Source organism: Desulfolutivibrio sp. (assembly GCF_036584575.1).
In the GTDB taxonomy this organism is placed as follows: Bacteria; Desulfobacterota; Desulfovibrionia; order Desulfovibrionales; family Desulfovibrionaceae; genus Desulfolutivibrio.
In genome coordinates this window covers 1-20,730 of sequence record NZ_JAZHDB010000037.1, presented here as the reverse complement: position 1 = coordinate 20,730, position 20,730 = coordinate 1, and the positions used below count along the sequence as shown (strand labels likewise).

The 20,730-nt window shown below is 65.8% G+C and carries 19 protein-coding genes and 1 tRNA gene; 17 read left to right on the top strand and 3 right to left on the bottom strand.

Going from position 1 to position 20,730, the window contains the following annotated elements; translation table 11 throughout:
• Position 1 precedes the first annotated feature (1 nt).
• The 5 genes from V3572_RS02775 (at position 2) to V3572_RS02755 (ending at position 6,973) form a co-directional block, all read left to right on the top strand.
• Entirely contained in the window at positions 2-379 is a 378-nt protein-coding gene (locus V3572_RS02775; protein WP_332109447.1) for a response regulator, read from the top strand.
• Entirely contained in the window at positions 376-1,548 is a 1,173-nt protein-coding gene (locus V3572_RS02770; protein ID WP_332109446.1) for a PAS domain-containing sensor histidine kinase, read from the top strand. Before V3572_RS02775 ends, V3572_RS02770 begins: the two co-directional genes overlap by 4 nt.
• Positions 1,545-2,456 (top strand): sensor domain-containing diguanylate cyclase, encoded by a 912-nt coding sequence (locus V3572_RS02765; RefSeq protein WP_332109445.1) that lies wholly within the window; start codon positions 1,545-1,547, stop codon positions 2,454-2,456. Before V3572_RS02770 ends, V3572_RS02765 begins: the two co-directional genes overlap by 4 nt.
• 108 nt (positions 2,457-2,564) lie before the next feature.
• The gene (locus tag V3572_RS02760; RefSeq protein WP_332109444.1) at positions 2,565-6,443 is read left to right on the top strand and encodes a transporter substrate-binding domain-containing protein; all 3,879 of its coding nucleotides are present in this window, start codon (positions 2,565-2,567) and stop codon (positions 6,441-6,443) included.
• Between the two features lie 134 nt (positions 6,444-6,577).
• Entirely contained in the window at positions 6,578-6,973 is a 396-nt protein-coding gene (locus V3572_RS02755) for a VOC family protein (protein ID WP_332109443.1), read from the top strand.
• Between the two features lie 83 nt (positions 6,974-7,056).
• Here V3572_RS02755 and V3572_RS02750 read toward each other — a convergent pair.
• Positions 7,057-7,143, bottom strand: a tRNA-Leu gene (locus tag V3572_RS02750).
• Between the two features lie 302 nt (positions 7,144-7,445).
• Between V3572_RS02750 and V3572_RS02745 the strand changes: the two genes are divergently transcribed.
• Complete coding sequence (locus V3572_RS02745) at positions 7,446-8,024, top strand: helix-turn-helix domain-containing protein (RefSeq protein WP_332109442.1); 579 nt, start codon at positions 7,446-7,448, stop codon at positions 8,022-8,024.
• Between the two features lie 45 nt (positions 8,025-8,069).
• Here V3572_RS02745 and pyrF read toward each other — a convergent pair whose 3' ends face one another.
• Entirely contained in the window at positions 8,070-8,843 is a 774-nt protein-coding gene (gene pyrF / locus V3572_RS02740; RefSeq protein WP_332109441.1) for an orotidine-5'-phosphate decarboxylase, read from the bottom strand.
• A gap of 455 nt (positions 8,844-9,298) precedes the next feature.
• Between pyrF and V3572_RS02735 the strand changes: the two genes are divergently transcribed.
• From V3572_RS02735 to V3572_RS02700, 8 genes are all read left to right on the top strand, one after another.
• Positions 9,299-9,943, top strand: coding sequence for a hypothetical protein (locus tag V3572_RS02735; RefSeq protein ID WP_332109440.1), 645 nt, complete (start codon positions 9,299-9,301; stop codon positions 9,941-9,943).
• A 16-nt stretch (positions 9,944-9,959) separates the two neighbouring features.
• Positions 9,960-11,462 carry a hypothetical protein gene (locus V3572_RS02730; RefSeq protein ID WP_332109439.1) on the top strand — a complete coding sequence of 501 codons (1,503 nt, stop codon included), beginning with the start codon at positions 9,960-9,962 and terminating at the stop codon, positions 11,460-11,462.
• A gap of 181 nt (positions 11,463-11,643) precedes the next feature.
• A complete protein-coding gene (locus V3572_RS02725) occupies positions 11,644-12,408 on the top strand; it encodes a hypothetical protein (protein ID WP_332109437.1) in 765 nt (254 codons plus the stop codon).
• Positions 12,409-12,455: 47 nt separating this feature from the next.
• Positions 12,456-13,097 carry a tetratricopeptide repeat protein gene (locus V3572_RS02720; protein ID WP_332109436.1) on the top strand — a complete coding sequence of 214 codons (642 nt, stop codon included), beginning with the start codon at positions 12,456-12,458 and terminating at the stop codon, positions 13,095-13,097.
• A gap of 176 nt (positions 13,098-13,273) precedes the next feature.
• Entirely contained in the window at positions 13,274-13,774 is a 501-nt protein-coding gene (locus tag V3572_RS02715; RefSeq protein WP_332109435.1) for a hypothetical protein, read from the top strand.
• An 8-nt stretch (positions 13,775-13,782) separates the two neighbouring features.
• Entirely contained in the window at positions 13,783-14,670 is an 888-nt protein-coding gene (locus V3572_RS02710) for a hypothetical protein (RefSeq protein WP_332109434.1), read from the top strand.
• A 24-nt stretch (positions 14,671-14,694) separates the two neighbouring features.
• On the top strand, positions 14,695-15,354 hold the full coding sequence (locus V3572_RS02705) for a hypothetical protein (protein ID WP_332109433.1): 660 nt from the start codon (positions 14,695-14,697) through the stop codon (positions 15,352-15,354).
• 26 nt (positions 15,355-15,380) lie between these two features.
• Complete coding sequence (locus V3572_RS02700) at positions 15,381-16,199, top strand: hypothetical protein (protein WP_332109432.1); 819 nt, start codon at positions 15,381-15,383, stop codon at positions 16,197-16,199.
• A 57-nt stretch (positions 16,200-16,256) separates the two neighbouring features.
• Here the strand turns inward: V3572_RS02700 and V3572_RS02695 are convergent, their stop codons facing one another.
• A complete protein-coding gene (locus V3572_RS02695; RefSeq protein ID WP_332109431.1) occupies positions 16,257-16,934 on the bottom strand; it encodes a class I SAM-dependent methyltransferase in 678 nt (225 codons plus the stop codon).
• 333 nt (positions 16,935-17,267) lie between these two features.
• Between V3572_RS02695 and V3572_RS02690 the strand changes: the two genes are divergently transcribed.
• The 3 genes from V3572_RS02690 (at position 17,268) to thpR (ending at position 20,651) form a co-directional block, all read left to right on the top strand.
• Positions 17,268-18,719 carry an MBOAT family O-acyltransferase gene (locus V3572_RS02690; RefSeq protein WP_332109430.1) on the top strand — a complete coding sequence of 484 codons (1,452 nt, stop codon included), beginning with the start codon at positions 17,268-17,270 and terminating at the stop codon, positions 18,717-18,719.
• A gap of 100 nt (positions 18,720-18,819) precedes the next feature.
• Complete coding sequence (locus V3572_RS02685; RefSeq protein WP_332109429.1) at positions 18,820-19,995, top strand: alginate O-acetyltransferase AlgX-related protein; 1,176 nt, start codon at positions 18,820-18,822, stop codon at positions 19,993-19,995.
• Between the two features lie 38 nt (positions 19,996-20,033).
• The gene (gene thpR, locus V3572_RS02680) at positions 20,034-20,651 is read left to right on the top strand and encodes an RNA 2',3'-cyclic phosphodiesterase (RefSeq protein WP_332109428.1); all 618 of its coding nucleotides are present in this window, start codon (positions 20,034-20,036) and stop codon (positions 20,649-20,651) included.
• Positions 20,652-20,730: the final 79 nt, after the last annotated feature.

The following is a 20,730-nucleotide window of genomic DNA, read 5'->3' as shown; positions in this document are numbered from 1 at the left end:
CATGAGACCTCTGACGATCATGGTGGTGGACGATTCCAATCTGACCATCAAAAAAATGGTCAAGATGATTGAGGATCTGGGGCACAAGGTGGTCCATGTGGCCTCAAACGGCCGCCAGGCCGCCGAGGACTATCTGCGCGTGAAGCCCGATCTGGTGACCATGGACATCACCATGCCGGACATGGACGGCATCGAGGCCACGAAGCGCATCATGGCCGTGGACGACAAGGCGGTCATCGTCATGGTCACCTCCCACGGCCAGGAGCAGATGGTCATGGACGCCATCGAGGCCGGGGCCAAGGGCTATGTCCTCAAACCCGTGAAGGCGGAAAAGCTGGCCGAACACCTCGACGCCGTGGCCGGAAAGTATCTGGCATGAGCGGGACCATGCTGGAAAGCAGCCTCCTGGAGACGCATTTCGACGTCATCCCCTTCGGCATCTATGTGGTGGACGTGGCCACCCTGAATCTGATTTTCGTCAACCGCCACTTCCGGGACCGGCTGGGAGACCTGGCCGGGCGCAAGTGCCACGAGGCCATCTACGAATCCCCCCAGCCCTGTCTGTTTTGCAAGATACGCAATCTGGTGGACCGCAACGGCCTGCCAAGCGGCAAGACCTACATTTTTGAGCATTTCAACGACAAGGACGACCGCTGGTACCAGCTTCAGGAAAAGAGCATGAGCTGGCCCGACGGGAGGGTGGTCAAGTATTCCATCGCCGTGGACATCACGGAGCTCAAAGAGGTGCAAAACCGGCTGGCCGAGGCCCATGCCGAGCTGGCCTTGAAAAATCGCGAGCTGTCCCGGCAAAACGAGCTGTTGCAGGAAAACGTGCGGCTGCGCGAGCATGTGGACCGCATCGCCCGCCACGATTTGAAGACCCCGCTCAACGCCCTGATCGGCATTCCGCCCCTTTTGCCGGACTACGGCCTCAACCCGGAAGGGGTGAAGCTGGCGCGTATGATGGAGGAGGCCGGGATCACCATGCTCAACATGATCAACCGGACCTTCGACCTGTACCGCCTGGAGACGGGAACCTACCACCTGCGCCCGGTGGAGGTGAACCTGGTGGCCGTGGCCCGCAAGGCTGCCCAGGATGTGACCGCCGACGCCTTTTTTTCGGATCGGCCGGTGCGGGTGTTTTTCCAGGGAAGGCCTGCGGCGGATGGCGACGTGCTGGTGATCCAGGGCGAGGAGCTGTTGTGCTACAGCATGCTCTCCAACCTGGTGAAAAACGCCGTGGAGGCCTCGCCCCCCGACCGGGAGATCACGGTGTCCCTGGGCCGGGAGGGGGATGAGGCCGTGGTGGCCGTCGCCAACGCCGGAGAGGTGCCCGAGGATATCCGGGGGCGCTTTTTCCAGAAATACGTCACCTCGGGCAAGCGCGACGGCACGGGGCTTGGGGCCTATTCGGCCATGCTTGCGGTCACGGCCCACGGCGGCCGTGCCGCCCTCGACGCCTCGAGGCCCGGGTTCACCACGGTCACGGTGCGCTTTCCCTTGCCCTCCATGGCCGCCGCCGACGAGGGGGGAGAACCGCCGCAATGATCGAGAGCAGCCTGTTCGAGTCCCATTTCGATCTCATCCCCTTCGGCATCTATGCCGTGGATGTGACCACCTACGAGATTATTTTCAGCAACAAGCATTTTCGGGAACTTTTCGGCGACCATGTGGGCAAGCCCTGCCACAAGACCCTCTACGACCTGGACAAGCCCTGCTCCTATTGCCGCATCCGGGAGCTGATCACCAAAGACGGCCTGCCCAACGGCAAAACCCTGGTCTTCGAGCATTTCAACGACGCCGCCGACGGCTGGTTCCAGCTTCAGGAGCGGGCCATGAGCTGGCCGGACGGGAGGGTGGTCAAGTATTCCATCGCCGTGGACATCTCCGAACTCAAGGAGACCCAGAACCGGCTGGCCGAGGCCCACGCCCAACTGGCTCTCAAAAATAAGGAGCTGGCCCGCCTGTCGTCCACCGATCCCCTGACGGGTCTGGCCAACCGGCTGACCCTGGACAGGATCCTGATCGATGAAACCGCCCGGCGGGATCGGCATGGCCGGGCCTTTTCGGTCATCATCAGCGACATCGACCATTTCAAGCTCATTAATGATCAGCACGGCCACGGCGTGGGCGACGAAGCGCTTCAGGCCGTGGCCGGGGTGCTGTCCGGATCGGTGCGGGGCACGGATGTGGTGGGGCGGTTTGGCGGGGAGGAGTTTTTGGTGGTGTGCCCGGAAACGAATCTGGCCGGGGCCGGACGGCTGGCTGAAAAGCTGCGCCGGGCAGTCGTTGCGCGGGAGTACGCCGCAGGCTCGAAGCTGACCATGAGCTTCGGGGTGGCGGAATCGCAGCCCGGGGAGCCGCCCTCGCGCCTGGTGAGCCGGGCCGACGCGGCCCTGTATCGGGCCAAGGCCCTGGGCCGGGACCGGGTGTGCCTGGCGGAAGGAAGTGGCTAAACGGCCCGGGGGTGTTTCTCCCGGTAGGCCTTGGCGCGTGTTTCGCCCCGTGGAGGAGAGGACGGCTTTTTCAGGCTGTGCCGAACATGACAACCGGCGGTGGCTTTCATGAAAACACGTGTGGCCTTGTTGTGCGTCCTGTTTGTCGCCCTGTGGGCCGGGATGGTCGGCGCCCAGAAACTCGATCTTACCCCTGAAGAGCAGGCGTTTCTTGCGGCCCACCCCGTCGTCACGTGGTCGGACGCCGACAGGCCGCCGCTCTCCATCGTGGAGAAGGGACGCGCCGATGGCATCCTTCATGACTATTACCGGCAGATGGCCGGGCTCACCGGCATGGAGTTCCGTTTCACGCCCATAGGCGACGGACGGGACATCCAGCCCGTGTTCGACGCCCTGGAAAAAAAGGACATCGACATGGTCGGCGGCTCGGGCATAACCCCGAGCCAGGCCGCCTTCGCCCTTTTTTCCGGCCCCATGTTTCATGTCCCCATGGGCTTTGCCTGTCTGGCGACCAGCCAGGGGAAGCGTCTGGAAGAGCTTTCGGGACACCCTGTCGCGGTGGTCAGGGGCTCGTTGGCTGCGGAGTTTGCCCGCGACGGCCATCCGGACCTGGACCTGATCGTTGCGGACACCCCCCGCCAGGCCGTGGACATGGTGGTCGCCGGCAAGGCGGCGGCCTGGCTTGGCGACATGGCCGGGTTGACCCGGACCATCCGGGAGATGGGCCGCGACGACATCCGCGTCTTGAGCCTTCCCGAACACAGCTTCGAGGTCTATGCCCTGATCCGCGAGGATTGGCCCCTTTTGGCCTCCATCCTGGCCAAGGCCCAGGCCGCCATGCCGCCAGAGGCCATGCACGCCATGGAAGATGACTGGCTGCGGGCCGACGTTTCCGCAACCGGCGCGGCGCGCCTGAACCTCACGGCCGAGGAGCGGCGCTACGTCAGGGACAATCCCGTTTTCACCGCCTCCAACGAATCCAACTGGCCGCCCTTCAACTTCAACGTCAACGGCCTGCCCCAGGGCTATTCCGTGGACTACTTGAACATGCTGGCCAGGATGGCCGGGCTCAAGGTCAGGTACGTGATCGGGCCTGAATGGGACGAGTTCGAGCGCAGGCTGCAAGGCGGAACCCTGGACGTCCTCATGAACATGGCCTCGACGCCGGAGCGCGAGGCCTATACGGATTTCACCCCCCCCTACGCCACCCTGGTCCACGGCATCGCCTCCCGGGACGGCAAGGGCCCCCCTCCGACCCTGGAGAGTCTGGCGGGACGCACCGTGGCCGTCTCCAAGGGTTTTTTCACGGAGAAAGTGCTTGCGGCCAACTACCCGGACATCAAGCTCAAGGCCCTGCCGGACGCCCTGAGCTGTCTGCAGGCGGTGGCCACGGGCGAGGCCGACGCGGCCATCGACAGCCTTCCGGTGCAAAACTACCTGATCCGCAAACATTTCCTGCTCAATTTGCAGACCCGGGCCCTGGTGGACAACAGGCATTTCCCCACCGTCAACATCCGGTTCGGGGTGAGCAAAAACAAGCCCGTCCTGGCCCGCATCCTGGCCAAGGCCATGGCCACGGTGGGCGAACGGCAGATGTCCGAACTGCGGCAAAAATGGCTTGCCGCCGACCGGATGGACAAGGAATACATCCCCCTGACGCCGTCGGAGCAGGAGATGCTCTCCCGGTTGGGCGCGGTGCGCATGTGCGTGCATCCCAACTGGATGCCTTTTGGCCGCATCGACGACCGGGGGAACTTCGAGGGCATGGCCGCCGACTATGTCCGCCTGATGGCCGAGCGCATCGGCGTGGACCTCAGGCTGGTTCCCACGAAGACCTGGGAACAGAGCCTGGACGGCCTGGCCGAGGGCCGCTGCGACATCATCCCGGCCATCCCCCCCACGGACGAACGCAGGCAGTCCATGTCGTTCACCCGTCCCTACCTGACCTTCCCCGTGGTGGCGGCCACCCTGACGGACACCATGTTCGTGCCCGACATGGCCTCCCTGGCCGGAAAACGCATCGGGGCGGTGGCCGGGCAGGCCTGGACCGAGGACGCCCTGCGCGACTATCCCGAGGTGGAGGTGGTCAGGGCGCCAAGCGTGGAGGACGGGCTGCGGATGCTCCAAAGCGGGGAGATCTTCGCCTTTGTGGATACCCTGGCCGCCGTCAGCTACGCCATCGGCCAAGGCCGTTTCGCCGACATCAAGATCGCGGGCAAGCTGGAGGGCGACCTGTCCCTGGCTGTCGGCGTCAGCCAGCAAAACCCCGACCTGGCCCAGGTCTTCGACATGGCCGTGGCCTCGCTGACCGAGGACGAACGCCGCGACATCTTTTCCCGCTGGATATCCATCACCTTCGAGCACGGGTTCGACTACGACCTGTTCTGGAAGATCCTGGCCGGGCTGGCCGTGGCCGTGGCGGCCATCATCTTTTGGAACCGCAAGCTCGTGCGCCTGAACCGGGCCGTGACCCTGGCCAACGACAATCTGGCCCGGGCCCATGCCAAGATCTCCACCCTGCTCGACAACTCCGGCCAGGGGTTTCTCTCCTTTGCCGCCGACGGGCTGGTCGAGCCGGAGCTGTCCAGGGAATGCGACCGGCTTTTCGGCAGACCGGCCGTCGGGTCGCCCATCCCGACCCTCCTCTACCCTGGCGACGCCAAGGCCGGGGAGGTCTTCGGGCAAAACGTCAGGCGCATCCTGACTCAAAAGGACGATTTCAGGCGCGACCTGCTCCTGACGCTCATGCCCAGTCATTTCGTCCTTTGCGACACCCAGGTGGACGCGCAATACAGGATCCTGGAAGGCGGGCGGATCATGCTCGTGCTCACGGACGTGACCGACAAGTGCGCCCTGGAGGCCGAGGTGGAGCGGGAGCGCAGGCGCCTGGCCATGATCGTGGCGGCGGTGCGCGACAAGGACGACTTCATAAGCGTCCTGGCCGACTACGAACATTTCGTCCGGACCAGGGTGCGCGGCGAGCCCCCCCGTGGCCCGGACGACGCGGACGATGCGGACGATGGGGACGGCGGCTTTGACCTGCCGGGCCTCTACCGCCACGTGCACACCTTCAAGGGGCTTTTCCTGCAACTGGAGTTCATCCATTCCCCGCAGGCCCTGCATCGGCTGGAGACCGCCCTGGCCGCACGGCTGGCCGCAGGGGGGCAGAGGTGGGACCAGGCCCGGCTGAAGGCCGCCTGGGAGGAATGCGGATGCGAATCGGCCCTGGACGACGACCTGGGGATCATCCGGGCGGCTCTGGGCGAGGCGTTTTTCGAACGGGCCCGCCATGTCCCGGCGCCCGTGGACCTGGTAAAACGCCTGGAAGGGCTGGCTGTCCGTCTGGCTGCCCGGGCCGGGGAGATCGGGCTAACGGCCGAGGATGTCGTCCTTTTGCAGGAGGTGCGCCGCCTGCGGGAGCGGGATCTGCGCCACATGCTGGCGGCGTATCCCGAATCGGCCCGCAAGCTGGCCGAACGCACGGGCAAGATCGTGCAGCCCTTTACGGTGGAAGGCGATGCCGTCCGGGTGCCGCCGCAGACGTATGCCCCGTTTGTCTCTTCCTTGGTGCATGTCTTTCGCAATGCCGTGGTCCACGGTATCGAGGCGCCGGATTTCCGCCTGGACGCCGGCAAGCCCGAGGCCGGACGCCTGGCCTGCCGGGTGACGGATCTGGGCGACAGGGTGCGGATCGTGGTGGAGGACGACGGCCGGGGCATCGGCGTCCGGGCCGTGCAGGACAAGGCCAGGGAGATGGGCGTCAAACCCGCGGGGGATGCGACGGATTTGGACCTGGTGTTTGAACGCGGCATGACCACGCAACCAACCGCCGACCCGCTCTCGGGCCGGGGGGTCGGCCTGTTCGCCGTCAGGGAACAGCTGACGCGCCTCGGGGGCACGGCGCAGGTCGTCTCGGTCCCGGGCCAGGGGACGATATTCACCTTCACGTTGCCCAAATATTCCTCTTCCGCAGAGGCGGAGGCATAAACCCCGCCAGGACAAACCGCGCCCCCGGGTCTCTGGCGGCGGCGCCTGCCCGCTCCGGGCGGCCCCGGGGCGGATGGCGGTGGGTGTGAAACGGTGGTCTTGACCGTGGCTCCGGTGCGTGGCAGTCCCGTCCCATGCCATTCACTGCCCTGTCTCTGGATCATCTGGTGCTGACCGTGGCCGACGTGGATCGCGCCTGCGCGTTCTATACCCGGGTCATGGGCATGCGCCGCCTGGGTTTCGGCCCGGACGGGAGTCGCGTGGCCCTGGCCTTCGGCCGCCAGAAAATCAATCTGCATCCCCACGGCGGGGAATTCTCACCCCATGCCCGGCGTCCCGAACCCGGCAGCGCCGACCTGTGCTTCGTGATTCGGGGCCCCCTGGAAGCGGCCATGGCCCATGTGCGCGCCTGCGGCGTGGCGATCGAGGCCGGGCCGGCGCCCCGCACGGGGGCCTGCGGTCCCCTGCGGTCGTTCTATGTGCGCGATCCCGACGGCAACCTGATCGAGCTTGCGGTTCCGGGGGAATGAGCGGGGGGCTGATCCTGAGAGCCTCAGGAAGACGCAGCAAAAAAGAAGGGGTTGCAGCCATTTCGCTGCAACCCCTGAAAAGATGGTGCCGAAGGGGAGACTCGAACTCCCACGGCCTTGCGACCACTAGACCCTGAACCTAGCGTGTCTACCAATTCCACCACTTCGGCCCGAGCAGTGGTATCTAGCCGAACCCCAAAGGCTTGGCAAGCGGATAATGCCGGGTCCGGGAAATTTTTCTTCAACGCGGCGTGCGCTCGGGCATATCCCTTCGGAAAAGCCCGCCGTCGCCGAACAGGGACGCCCCCGGCGACGCAGCCCGCGTCCCTTGGGTAACGGGCCGGGTCGGCCCGCGAATCGGGGGCGGCGACTTGACCGGAAGGCCAGGGCATGTTTTCCAGTGCTTTGAAGGCGAGGCCAGCGCGTGGCGTCCGCCCTCCAAGCCCCATCGAATTCAACGTGGAGTCGACCGGTGCCGGACAATCGCCTCTATTCCATCGCGGCCGTGGCCCGCCAGCTGGATGTCCCGGAATCCACCCTGCATTATTGGAAAAACCGCTTCCGCGACCATCTGCCGTGCCTTGGCGAGGGCCGGGGACGCCGCTTCCGGCCCGAGGCCCTGGAGATCTTCCGGGCCATTGCCCAGGGGCTGGGGCGGGGCCTGTCCGTGGACGAGGTCAAGGTGGATCTGGCCGACCGGTTCCCGGTCAATGTCTCCCCGGCCCGTTCCCCGGCCGGGGCCAGGACCGGGCCTGTGGCCGCAGCCGCCTCGGGGATCGGCCTGGAGGAGGTGGCGGCGGTGTTCGGGCGGGAGATGGCCAAGGTGCTGTCGGCCTTTTTGCGGGAGCGGCCGAACCCGGAGGCGGCCCTTCCGGGCGGGCCCGGGCCGGAGGTGGCGGGTGAGATCGAGGCCCTGCGGGAAAAAAATCAGGCCCTTGAATCCAAGCTTGGCGTGCTCGAATCCGAGCTCATGCGCCTGCGCAAGGACGGGCGGGAGCTCGAAAAATATCTGGTGGACAAAATCAAGGCCGCGTTTTCGGCCAAGGCCTGAGGCCGCGTCCCGGGCTGCCTGGGACCGCGCGCCCTGAGCGCGTGCCTATTTCCCCCCCGCCCCGGCCTCCTCGAAGACGCATCCCCCGGCGATGGCGATTTCGGCCAGAATGGCCTCGGCCGCAGCCAGGGGGTCCGCCGCCCGGGTGATGGGCCGCCCCACAACCAGATGGTCCGCCCCGGCCCGGATGGCCTCGGCGGCGGTCACGGCCCGGCGCTGGTCGTCCTGCGTGGCGCCTGTCGGCCGGATGCCCGGGGTGACGATCAGAAAATCATCGCCCAACTCCCGCCGCAGAAGCGCCGCCTCGCGACCCGAGCACACCACCCCGTCCGCGCCGTTTTCCAAGGCGTCGCGGGCCCTGGTCAGCACCAGATTTCCCACCCAGTCCTCGCCCGCTTCCGGGCTGCCCACGCCGACCACCTCGCCGCCGGACATCATGTTGCGGGCCAGGGCCGGATCGTGGCTGGTGAGCACGGTCACGGCCAAAAGCCGGGCCGCACCCTTGCTCTTCGCCGCCGCGTCGATGACCCCCGGGGCGGCATGGGCCGTGAAAAGCGATATGTCGTGATCGCCGAGCCTGGCCACGGCGCGTTTCACCGTCTCCGGGATGTCGTGGAATTTGAGATCCAGCATGACCTTGCGGCCCATGGCGGCCAGCCTGTCCGGCGCCGTAAACCCGGCGGCCAGAAACAGCTCCAGGCCCACCTTGTAGAAGTCCACCTTCTCGCCGAGACGCTCGGCCAGGGAAATCGCCGCCTGGGCATCGGGCATGTCCAGGGCCACAATGATCCGCTGGGCCAGGGGAATGGTTTTCTTCATGATGCCTCCATTGCGACAACTAGCCCGAAACGTGGGCGTTGTCATCAGGGACGGGGATTTTGCCGCCTCCTCCGGCCAGATGGCGGCCTGGGGCTGCGGGTTGTCGTCATGAAATGTCGGCAAAGCCGTGATATGCCGTGGCGCACGGAGGGCCGCGCCGGGGACGACCCGGTGTTCTCAATAAATAGTGTGTGAAATCATGTTGTTGTGTGGTCTGGAAAATGCGAAATCGGTTGGCACGTTCCTGGCTTCTCAAAAAGGGGGGCGGGCTGGCCGGGCGTTTCGGCCGCCTGGCGCATGCTCAGGGTTGTGCGGAGGCCGCCTGCGCGTATGGTTTGCAGGAGCGCGTCCGCATTGACAGCACACCCCCCTTCACCTAGTACAGAAGTGGTGCAAAAGGCTTTTTCAGGCGTCGTGGAGGAGTGTTCGCCTCATCGTGGCGCAGAGGAGACGGCATGAAAAACAGCATCTCTTTCTTTCTCGTCCTGGGTCTTGTTGTCGTCGCCGGGAGCGCCCACGCCTTCTCCTTTTCCGAAGAGGCGCAAAAGGACGCCCGGGAGGGACAGGCCAAGGCCGCCCAGATGTACGCCAACATGTCCACCCCCTGCCGGGAGAGCCTGCGAGGGAAAAAGATCGCCGTGCTCATTGCCGAGCGCCATTCCGGAAAGCTGCAAACCGGCGGCGGCCACGGCCTGCTGCACCAGGAATTCAACCGGCAGTTGGCGGCCATGGGACTCAACACCGTGTCCCAGTCCCAGATCAACTCCCAGATCGCGGCGGCGGAGATGCGGGCCATCTTGAACAACGACCCCGACGCCGCCATCGCCGCCTCGGGCCGCATGGGGGCCTCGTTCTTCTTAAACGGCATCATCAGCAGCCGAAGCGGCAAGAACATGATGGTCAACGCCAACGAAGTGGCCGTGACCATCCTGCTCACCCTTACCGACGGTCGGGGCCGGGTGATCTCGAGCCAGACCATCAGCGCCGAGTCCTGGGCCGGGCAGGACGTGTTGGGCGTGGCCCTGGAACTGGTCCGGGACAGCGCGGGTCCGGCCGTGGCCCAGTTGTATGCCGACTACTGCTCCCGTGCGGGCAGATAACGACGAGGATGACCCCATGAAGCGATTGAGCGGAACAAAGGCCCTGGTGGCGCTTATCATGGCCGTTTTTGCCGGATGCGCCTGGCTTGGCGTCCTGCCCGCCCCGGTTGCGGCGGCGAACAAGGCCGCCAAAAAGCCCCTGGAGATCCAGGCCGCCCCGGCCGCCGAGGAAAAAGACGCCTTCATCGTGATCACCGCCGAGGGGCTGGCCGACCCCAACGCCGACGCCTACAAGCGCGACAAGGCGCTGATGATCGAGGATCTGCGGCGCGACGCCAAGTCCCAGATCCTGGAGAAGGCCGTGGGGGCCTACGTGGAGACCTCCACCCTGGTCGAGAACTACACCCTTATCAGCGACCGGGTGCTGTCGCGCTCCCAGGGGCTCATCAAGCGGGTCATCAAGGAATCCGAGCCCTGGATCGGCGAGGACGGGTTCGCCCACATGCTCATGAAGGCCGAGGTGTCGGTGGTTCCCATCACCGAGGCCCTGGCCGAGATGTCCCGGGGGGAGCGGGTGGCGCTGCTCAAGGAATACGGCAACCCGCGGGTGTCCGTGGCCATCTTCATCCGCGACGCCGAGCGCGGCCCGGAGGTGGTGACCGAGCGTTCGGAGATCGCCGAAAACGTGCTCAAGGAACACATCAAAAGCTTCGGCTACCGGGTGTGGTCCGATGAACACGTGGACCAGCTCAAGGCCCGGTTTGAGAAAAAGACCGACGGCGACGCCGTGGAGGCCACGCTGACGGCCCAGGCCCCCAAGGCGGCGGACTTCTCCATCATGGGCGAGGCCAAGTTCAAGACCGTCAGCGCCAGGCTTCCGGCCTCGGGGCTGACCGTGACCAAGTACGTGCTCACCTCCTGGAGCGTCAAATGCATGGACAACCACACGGGTGAGGAGATCTATTTCAACAACCAGGTGCCCAAGAAGCAGAGTTGGGCCGACGAGGACCAGGCCATCGAGGAGATCGGGCGGTTGATCGGCGGCGAGTTCTCCCGGGAGTTTTTCGAAGAGCACTTGCAGGCCCCGTCCAAGATGTTCCAGTTGGAGGTGGCGGGTCTGCCCAGCTACGACCTGGGGCAGCTTTTGCGCAAGGAGTTCATCGGGCTTCGGCCGGTGCTCAACATCGATTTCCGGGAGTTCGACAAGACCGGGCTGTCGCTTTACGAGGTGGAATTCACCGGTTCCCGGGGCAACTTCAACGATCTTCTGGTCAGCGCCATCATCGAGCCTTTGAATCAGAAGGTGGGCCAGGGGGCCTTTTCCCTGGAGTCGGCCAAGGGCAACGTGGTGCGCCTGAAGTATGCCGCGTCGCTCGACGCGGCGGCCCTGACGGAGAAGCTCAACACCGTGGCCCCCTCCGGCATGATCACGGCCGCCCCGGCCCGCTTGAAGGAGATCATTCAGTCCGAGGAGACGAAGCAGAAGCTGGCCGAGGCGTCGCCGGAGATCGTCAAAAAGCTTTCCGAGGAGCCGCAGCCGGGCGGCACGACGGGGCTGGACGCGGTGAAGAATTTCTAAGCCCCAAGGCGCTGCATGGCGCGGCGTGCCGGGCAGGGTGAGGCGGGCATGCGCCTGGCGGCGACCCAGGTGCGGTGGACGAGGGAGGTCGGGTCGCCGGGAGCGGGCGTCGGCGCGGGAGAGGGAGGCGGATGGGGCGGGAGCATTCTCGAAACCAGGAAAACCGGAGGAGGTAGGGAAAATGAGGGGCAGAGTTTCCGTGTTGGCGGTGGTCGTGCTGGCGTTGGTCATGGTCTCGGGCTGCAAGTCGTCGTCCAGGCGGGCCAATGAGATCGCCGACCAGACCATGTACCAACCCATCGCCTATTCGGACAAACCCGGGCCGGTGGTGGTGGTCATCCCCGGCGAAATCAAGAGCGCCAACGCCACCTATACCCAGAAGATCGGGGCCAACAACATCGCCGACTATGCCGAGCTGGAACTGGGGCAGGCCAAATTTCAGGTGCTCGAACGCTCGGACCTGGGCCCCATGCTCCAGGAGTTGGAGATCGCGGCCAACCTGGGCGACGCCACCCAGCTCAAAAAGTTCAAGAAGGGCAAGTTTCAGGCCACCAACTGGCTGGTGCGCTTCGACATCCTCAAGGCCGAACCCGTGGCCGAGGTCAAGACCAGCTTCGACGGGGCCTGGCTGGGGGCCATCGCCGGCTCCGCCGTGGGCTCGGCCACCGATAGCTGGGCGGCCGGAGTGGCCACCGGCGCGGCCGTGGGCTCCATCCACGCCCACGACGCCACGGGCATCTGGATCATCGGCATGCGCTACAAGATTCTCGACGCCAACACCGGCGAACAAAAGGGCACGGGCTATTTCGAGGACAAGATGGAGATGGGCTCTTCCGGCGGCGGGGCTCTGGGCATTTCGCGCTCCGAGGCCAAGCAGGTGACCCTGGACACCATGACCCAGCGTTTGGTGCAAAAGTGCGTCCAGGATCTGGACAAGATGAAGTAGGGACGGAGTTTCGGCGCAACGCGTAAAAAATCAAAGGAGAAAGCACCATGAAAACCCGCATGGCGTACGTTTTCATCGCACTCATGTGCCTGTCCATGCTCGCCGTGGGATGTAAAAAGCAGGTGGAGGAACCCTATCCCGCCTACACCGCCCAGCAGTACTACGACATGGGCATGCAGGCCTTTACTGCCGAGGATTTCGTGCAGGCCACCCAGCTTTTCGAGGCCGCCGTGAGCATGTCGCCGTCCATGGCCGACGCCCACTATTATCTTGGCCTGTGCTACATGAAGCAGAACATGATGCGCCGGGCCGAGGACTCCCTGGTCGCCGCCCTGCGTTACAATCCGGGTCTTTTGCTCGCCCGGGAGGCCCTGGGCATCCTTTTCTACACCAAAGGCGACTACTTCCAGGCCAGGCGCGAACTGGAACAGTGCCGGGCCATGTATTCCACCAATCCCCAGGTCTACTACTATCTGGGCAACATCTATCTGGCCGAGGGCAACTGCCCGGCGGCGCTGGCCATGTTCACCCGGGCCCTGGAGCTCGATCCCGCCTCCCTCCCGGCCAGGCAGGGATATGACGAGGCCAAGCGTTCCTGCGGCAAGGGACCGGCCAAGCCCGCGCCCCAGCCCAGGATTGAAAAGTCCTTCAAGGGCGGCGGCAAGGCCATCGATCCCAGCGAGTTCTAACCCGCGCTTCGGCATCCCCGTCTCCGGGAGGCGTCGCCTGCAAGCGGCGTCCCCCGGGGGAGGGAGGCCCGGGCCCGGCGATGGTTGGGCGTGACGGCAGCAGGGGGGCGGCTTCCCCGAACGACGGGCGGACGACATGCGGTCAGCGGCGGGGATTCCCCCGGGCGGAGGCGGCTATGGATGCGAGAACATGGGCATGCGCCCTGGCGCTGGCGGCGGGATGTCTGCTTGGGCCGCTCCCGGACGCAACCCTGCGGGCCGAGGACGGCGCACAGGCCCCGGGCGGCAACGCCGCGCTCATGGAGCGCTGGGGCGCAGAGCGTCGCCTGATCCGCGACGAGGTGCTCGACCACCTGCGCAGCCAGGGCCGGTTGCCTGCCGACGGCACGGTGACCTTCACGGCGAAGGCCGCGCCGGACCCCGACCGTCATGACCATCTGCGGATTTCCGTCGAGTCCCTGGAGATTTTTCCGTCATCCGGGACGCCCGACGCCGGGACGCCCGACGCGGACGACCCGGCCCGGGACATGGCCCGGGCCTTCGCCCCGCTGGACATTTCCCGGCATGTTGCGCTGGAAGGGCTGGATGTGCCCGTGGGCGGGACCGTGCGGGAGACCGTGACCATGAAAGAGGGCAGGCCGGTTTTTGCCGACCCCCCTGCCGAACAAGGCAAGTGAGGACACCCATGAAACGTAACGCCTCTTTCTCCCTGTTCTGGGCCGTTTTTTTGGCCGCGTGGCTCGTGCCCGCCCTGGCTTTGGCCGGAAACAGGCAGCTTATGACCGAAAAAATGGCCGAGCAGGACATGAAGCGGGCCATCATGGAGTCGGTCATCGGCTACAAGGTCAAAAGCGAAAGCCGCCTGGGGCTGACCGAAGATCCCAGCTACAAGGTCGAGACCAAGGCCGCGGCGGTGATCAAGGGCATCAAGGTCGACAAGATGATCTACGACAAGGAAAAGGACATCGCCCTGTGCTTCGGGCACATCGACCTGGGCGACGTGGTCAATGTGGTGGGCGAGTTGGTGCGCTTTAAGGGCGTCACGGTGGAGGGCTTCGGGTTCGGGACCATGACCGAGGCCGCCCGGCCGCCGCTGATGGCCCTGCGGGCCGCGACGCTCGACGCCTACAACCAGATGGCTGCCCTTTTGGTGGGCGAGAAGATCTTAAGCAAGAGCAAGATGGAAAACTTCCTTTTGACCGATGACATCAACCGGTCCAAGGTCTGCGCCGCCATTTTCGGGGCCTACATCCCCAACCCCGGCGTCAACAGTCCCAACCGGGGCTGGGGCTGGGACGAATCCGGCAACGCCTTCGTCAAGCTCGAACTCGACCCGCGAAAGGTGCAGGACATCCTGGGCAACCTCATCATCTACAAGGGGGCGGAGATCCTGGAGGTCACGGGGAGGGGCTCCCAGACCGACGACCTGACGCCCTTGCAGGAAGGGTCCGGGGCGGCCAGCATGATCCGCGATTCCGGGTCCAAGACCAAGTACATGAACCTCGACGTGCCCACGGCCCCGGCCCCAGGTACGCCGGACAACACCCAGACGGGCGCCGGACAGGCCCAGTAGCCTTCAATAAAGGCGCAACACGACATGCATGCCATGAAAAAAATCCTTTCGGTCCTGGCCGTGTCGGCCCTGATGGGCCTGCCGGTTCCGGCTTCAGCCCAGACCGGCCCGGGGACCGGGCAACCGGCCCCTGCCGTTCAGCCGGGCCAGCCGGGCCAGGGCGCGGTGGTGGGCGGCAACAAGGCGCTGATGGACGAATGGGCGGCCAGCCGCCGCCAGGTGCGGGACAAGGTGCTGGAACGTCTGAAGGAGCAGGGCAAGGTTCCCCGGGACGGGGCCATCGAGTTCGAGGCCCGGTTCAAACCGGACCCCAAGGATCCGTCCAAGCTTTTCGTGGCTGTGGACGCCGTGCGGGTGACGCCGCTACCCCCCTCCAAGGCCCCGGGCAGGCCCGAGCATGTGCAGGGGGCGGCCGGAACCCAGGCCATCGATCTGGCCCTGGCCCCCGTGGCCGTCCCTGGCCGGGCGGAGTTGGCCACCTTGAACATCCCCATGGCCGCCCCTTTCAAGGAAACGGTGACCATCCGGGACGGGCGCGTGGAGGAGACCCCGGCCTTTGCCCCGCCCCCTGCCCCGGCAGGGATTCAGGGCGGCGACGCGGCAGGGAACCCCGGGGCGGACGGGGGCGTGTGGGGAGAGGTGCAGCGGGTTTGGAAACGGATCGTGGGCTTTTTCGGCCCCTAGGGCCGGGCAGCACAAGGAGCGATATCATGAAAAAAGCGGGAATTCTGGCCATGGCGGTGATCCTGGCGTTCGCGGCCCAGGCGGCCCTGGCCGGGAACAAGCAGCTCATGAGCGAAAAAATGGCCGAGCAGGACCTCAAGCGCAACATCGTGGAGGCGGTCATCGGCTACAAGGTGAAAAGCGAGAGCCGCCTGGGACTGACCGAAGACCCCAGCTACAAGGCCGAGACCAAGGCCGCGGCGGTCATCAAGGGCATCAAAGTCGACAAGATGATCTACGACAAGGAAAAGGACATCGCCCTGTGCTTCGGTCACATTGAGCTGGGCGACGTGGTCAACGTGGTGGGGGATCTGGTGCGTTTCAAGGGCGTCACGGTGGAGGGCTTCGGCTTCGGGACCATGACCGAGGCCGCCCGTCCGCCGCTGATGGCCCTGCGGGCGGCCCTGGTCAACGCCCACGACGAACTGGCCAAGCTTTTGGTGGGGGAGAAGATCTTAAGCCAAAGCACCATGGAGAATTTCATCCTGACCAAGGACGTCAACCGCTCCAAGGTCTGCGCCGCCATCTTCGGGGCCTACGTGCCAAACCCGGGCCTGAGCAGCCCCAACCGGGGCTGGGGCTGGGACGAGTCCGGCAACGCCTTCGTCAAGCTTGAGGTGGACGCCCGCAAGGTGCGCGACGTGCTGGGCAACCTCATCATCTACAAGGGCCCCAACATCCTTGAGGTCACCGGTCGCGGCTCCCAGACCGACGAACTGTCGGACAATCCCGGCGGCATGGTCCGGGATTCGGGCTCGAAGACCAAATACATGTCCATCGACGCGCCCACGGCCCCGGCCCAATAGGGGCGCGGCCATCGCCTGGAGAAAAGCGGGCCGACCGGACATGCGCCGGGCGGCCCGTCATATTTTGGTGAACAGCACCGCGTGCTTGAAGCGCCTGGCCGGATCCCCGGGCGGGGTCAGCAGGGTCGGGCTGAAGTCCGCCAGCCGACGTGCGGCGTAGTCCAGCAGGTGGAAACGGCCGTCATGCACGAACTCGTCGCCGTAGCGGGCGGCCAGGGAGCGAGGATCGCCGCCGGTCAGGTCGGCCAGGGGATAGATGGGGCGCAGGGTGAAGACCATGCGTTCCCGGCAGTGGTCTGCGGCCGCGTCCAGCACCGCGTCCAGGCGGCCCTTGACGATGGTCCCCCGGCCGATGAAGTCGATGACCAGCACCAGGTCGTAGCGCGCCTGCGGCCGGGAGTCGGTGAAGTCGGCCACCTGGAAGCGCACGTTGTCATACCCCTGCATGGCGGCCAGAAGCGCGGCCCCCTCCACCACCAGGGGGTCCACGTCGAACCCGGTCACGCTCACCGCGCCGCCCCGGGCGGCCATGAAGGAAAAATACCCAAGGTTGCAGCCCAGGTCGCACACGGTCTTGCCCGCGAAGCTTACCCCGGGGAGATAGTCCGAAAGGCCGTCCTCCCCCAGTCCCGAGCCCTCGGCCAAAAGCACGCCCGAGGCGTCGCGTACGGGCCGCCACACCGTGCCCTGGGGAAGGCGTTGCAAGATGTCGCGCAGCCGCTGGGTCTCGTCCATGGGGGTCGCCTCGTGGAGCCGGATGTGGGGTCGGTGCGCCGCCGCCCCGGTGTTCGGCGGAAAAAAGGGCTGCCGTGGGCCGGGCGCGCCGTCCGATTGGACAGCATAGCCCGTTGGCCGAAAAAACCAAAGGCAAGAGTTGTCACGGCGTCGCCTTGCCGGGGGGGGGCGTGGCCGCACGGCCTGCCGGGCCGGGAGGTGGGCGCGCCCTGGCCGGGAGGCGGGAGTTGTCAAAACCGGCCCGCTTGGGTAAGAGCGGTCACCCCGGCATGACGCGCGCGGCGAACCGCACGCCCCCTCCAACCGTAAAAACCGGCTGCACGCGCAATCCCTATGGTATTTAGCTCCGCTGCGTTTTTGTTTTATTTCCTGCCCCTGGTCCTGGCCAGCTACTTTTTGCTGGTTTCTTTCGGCCGGGCCCGCAACTGGCTGCTTTTGGCGGCCAGCCTGTTCTTCTATGCCTGGGGCGAGGGCGAGTATGTGGCCATCATGCTCTTGTCCATTGCGGCCAACTACCTTTTCGGCATCTGGGTCTACAGGGAGCACCAGCGTTCCGAGTCCAAACTGCCGATCTCCTGCGCCATCGGTTTCAACATCGTCCTTTTGATCATCTTCAAATATACCAACTTCATCGTGGACAACGTCAACGGCTTCACGGCCGGACTGGGCATCGACCCCATCGTCATCGGCAAGGTGCACCTGCCCATCGGCATCTCCTTTTTCACCTTCCACTGCATCTCCTACATCATGGACATCTACCGCAGGCAGACCCCGCCCCAGATGTCCCTGCCCAATACGGCCCTGTACATCTCGCTTTTCCCCCAGCTCGTGGCCGGTCCCATCGTCCGCTACAAGGACATCGCCGGACAGCTCCTAAGCCGCCATGTGGACATGGCCCGCTTCTCCAGGGGCATCAACCGCTTCGTGGCCGGACTCGGCAAGAAGGTGCTGTTGGCCAACGTGGTGGCCATGCCTGCGGACAAGATCTTCAGCATCCCCCCGGACCAGCTCACGGCCCCCGTGGCCTGGCTGGGCATCCTGTGCTATACGCTTCAGATTTATTTCGATTTCTCGGGGTATTCGGACATGGCCATCGGGCTGGCCAACATGTTCGGGTTCAAATTCATGGAGAACTTCAACTATCCTTACATCTCCCGGTCCGTGCGCGAGTTCTGGCGGCGCTGGCACATCTCCCTGTCCACCTGGTTTCGGGACTATCTGTACATCCCCCTGGGGGGGAACCGATGCAGTCCCGTCCGGGTGCGCCTGAATCTGGTGCTCGTGTTTTTTCTGACCGGCCTGTGGCACGGGGCCAGTTGGAGCTTCATCGTCTGGGGCCTTTTCCATGGCGCCTTTCTGGTGGCCGAGCGGGGGCGGTTCGGGAAGTTTCTGGACGAGGGGTCCGGGGTGCTCGCCCATGTCTACACCATCCTGGTGTTCATGGTGGGCTGGGTCTTTTTCCGGGCCGCCGACCTGTCCACGGCCCTGGCCTACATCCAGGCCATGGCCGGATTCGGAACCGGATCGGGACTGGAATGGCATGTGGGGCTTTTTGTGAACCCCAAGGTCATTTTGGCGCTGTGCGTCGGGGTTGTGGGCTCCATGCCCATCATTCCCCGGATCAAGGCCTGGCGGGAGAAGCTCGCGGCCAACCGCCGCACGGCGGGTCTGGACAACGGCCTGGAGGCCGTGGTGAGTCTGGCGGCGACCCCGGCCATTTTCATCCTGTGCGTCATGTCCCTGGCCAGCGGCACCCACAACCCGTTTATTTATTTTCAATTCTAGCCATGGCCGGAATCGTGGCGAAACACACAAGCTTGATGCGGCCCGGGACGCCTCACGAACTCCGTGAGTCAGCCCCCCGCGCCATCCGCGAACAGCGCCCATGACCGTACTGCCCGTCTCCCGGCCCGCCTGGGCCATCCACCTGCTCGGGACCGCCGTCTTTGCCTGCCTGATCTGCCTGCCCCTCTTCGACGCCGTGTTTCATGCGGCCCCCGAGGTCAACGTCATGGAGGCCGGTCCCGGGGCCTCGCCTTTTGACGGCCACGGCCCGGCCGGGGTGCTGCGGGCCTTCAACATCCTGCGCGGCGGCTATCTGGAGAAGGCCTTCGGGTTTCGCAAGCTTTTGGTCAAATACGAAAACTACCTCAATTATTGTCTGCTGGACTCCTCCACGGCGGACCTCTCCGTGGTGGCCGGTCCCGGGGGCTGGCTTTTTTTGGCCAAGGAAAACCCCACGCTGAACACGGTGGAGGATTACCGGGGCACGCGGCTTTTCACCCCGCAGGAGCTGGCGGCCTGGACGGCGGAATTCACGGCCCGGCGGGACTGGCTGGCCCAGCGCGACATCCCCTATCTGGTGGTCGTGGCCCCCAACAAGCAGACCATCTATCCCGAAAAGCTGCCCGCCCGGTACAACCGGGTGAGCCCGGCGACCCGTACGGACCAGCTCATCGCCGCCTTGGCCGGGGCGGGGGTGGCCGTGGCGGATCTGCGGCCGGTCCTTCTCGACCTCAAAAAGTCCGCCCAGGCCTATTACCGCACGGACAGCCATTGGACCCCGGTGGGGGCCCGGGCGGCCGCCGGGGACATCCTGGCGGCGCTGGCGAAATATTTTCCCGGCCTGGGCACGGCGTCCCAGACGGACCTCCAGGTGATCCCCGCGCCCGGCGTGGGCGGCGATCTGGCGGCCATGCTGGGCCTTGGCGACTGCTTCGTGGAGGACAAGTTCTCCCTGGCGCCCAAGGACGGCTTTCGGGCCGTGCCCGCGGACGCCTCGGGGCTCGCCGGACCCAGGGACATAGGCCCCGCCGACGCCTTCGAGCGGCCGGACTCCGGCCTGCCCCGGGCCGTGATCTTCCGGGATTCCTTCGGCCAGGATCTGATTCCCTTTTTGTCCGAACACTTCTCCCGGTCGGTCTACCAGTGGCCGTTCCCCTCCACGGCGAAGGAGCCGCGCCGCTTTGACCGGGAGCTGATCCTGGCCGAGAAGCCGGACGTGGTGGTGGACGAGATCGTGGAGCGGTATTTCACCGTGCCCCTTGCAGCCTCGCGCTGACGAACCGGCCGCGTCCGCGCCCGCATCGGGGGATGGACATGGACCCTGCCTCGCACCTGCGGGCCTTCGTGGCCCTGCCCCTGCCTGAGAACATAAAGGCCGCCCTGGCCGGGCTTCTGCCCGCCCTGCACCGGGCCGCCCCGGCCAGGCTTGCCGCCATTCGCCCCGAGACCTGGCATCTGACGCTCAAATTTTTGGGCGACGTTCCCCTGGAAGGCCCCACGGGCATCCCGGCCCTGGCGGCGGCTCTGGCCGACGTGGCCTTTGCGCCCTTCGACCTGTCGCCCGGGGGCGGCGTGTTTTTCCCGAATCCGGCCCGGCCCCGGGTGGTCGCCGTGGGGCTGGCCGCCGGGGGCCCGGCCTGCCGGGAACTGGCCGGAGACGTGGAAGCCGCCCTGGCCGCCCTGGGCTTTCCCCGCCAGCCCCGGGCCTTTACCCCGCATCTGACCGTGGCCCGGATAAAGGACGCCCCGGCCCGGAGAAAGCAAGCCCCTGGCCGGGGCGACTGGCGCGGCGTGGCCGAGCAGCTGGCCGGGGCCGTATGGCCAACGTGCCGCATGGACCGGTTCGTGCTGTACCAAAGCGTGCTGGGCCCCGGGGGGGCGCGACATGAGGCCCTGCGGGAATTTTCGGCCCGCAGGGACGGGCGGGCGTAACGCGCGGGGCGACCCGGACAGGGCGTTCCCGGCCCGCAGGGGCGGGCCGATGGGGAGGCGGGGCGACTGAAGCGGGGGC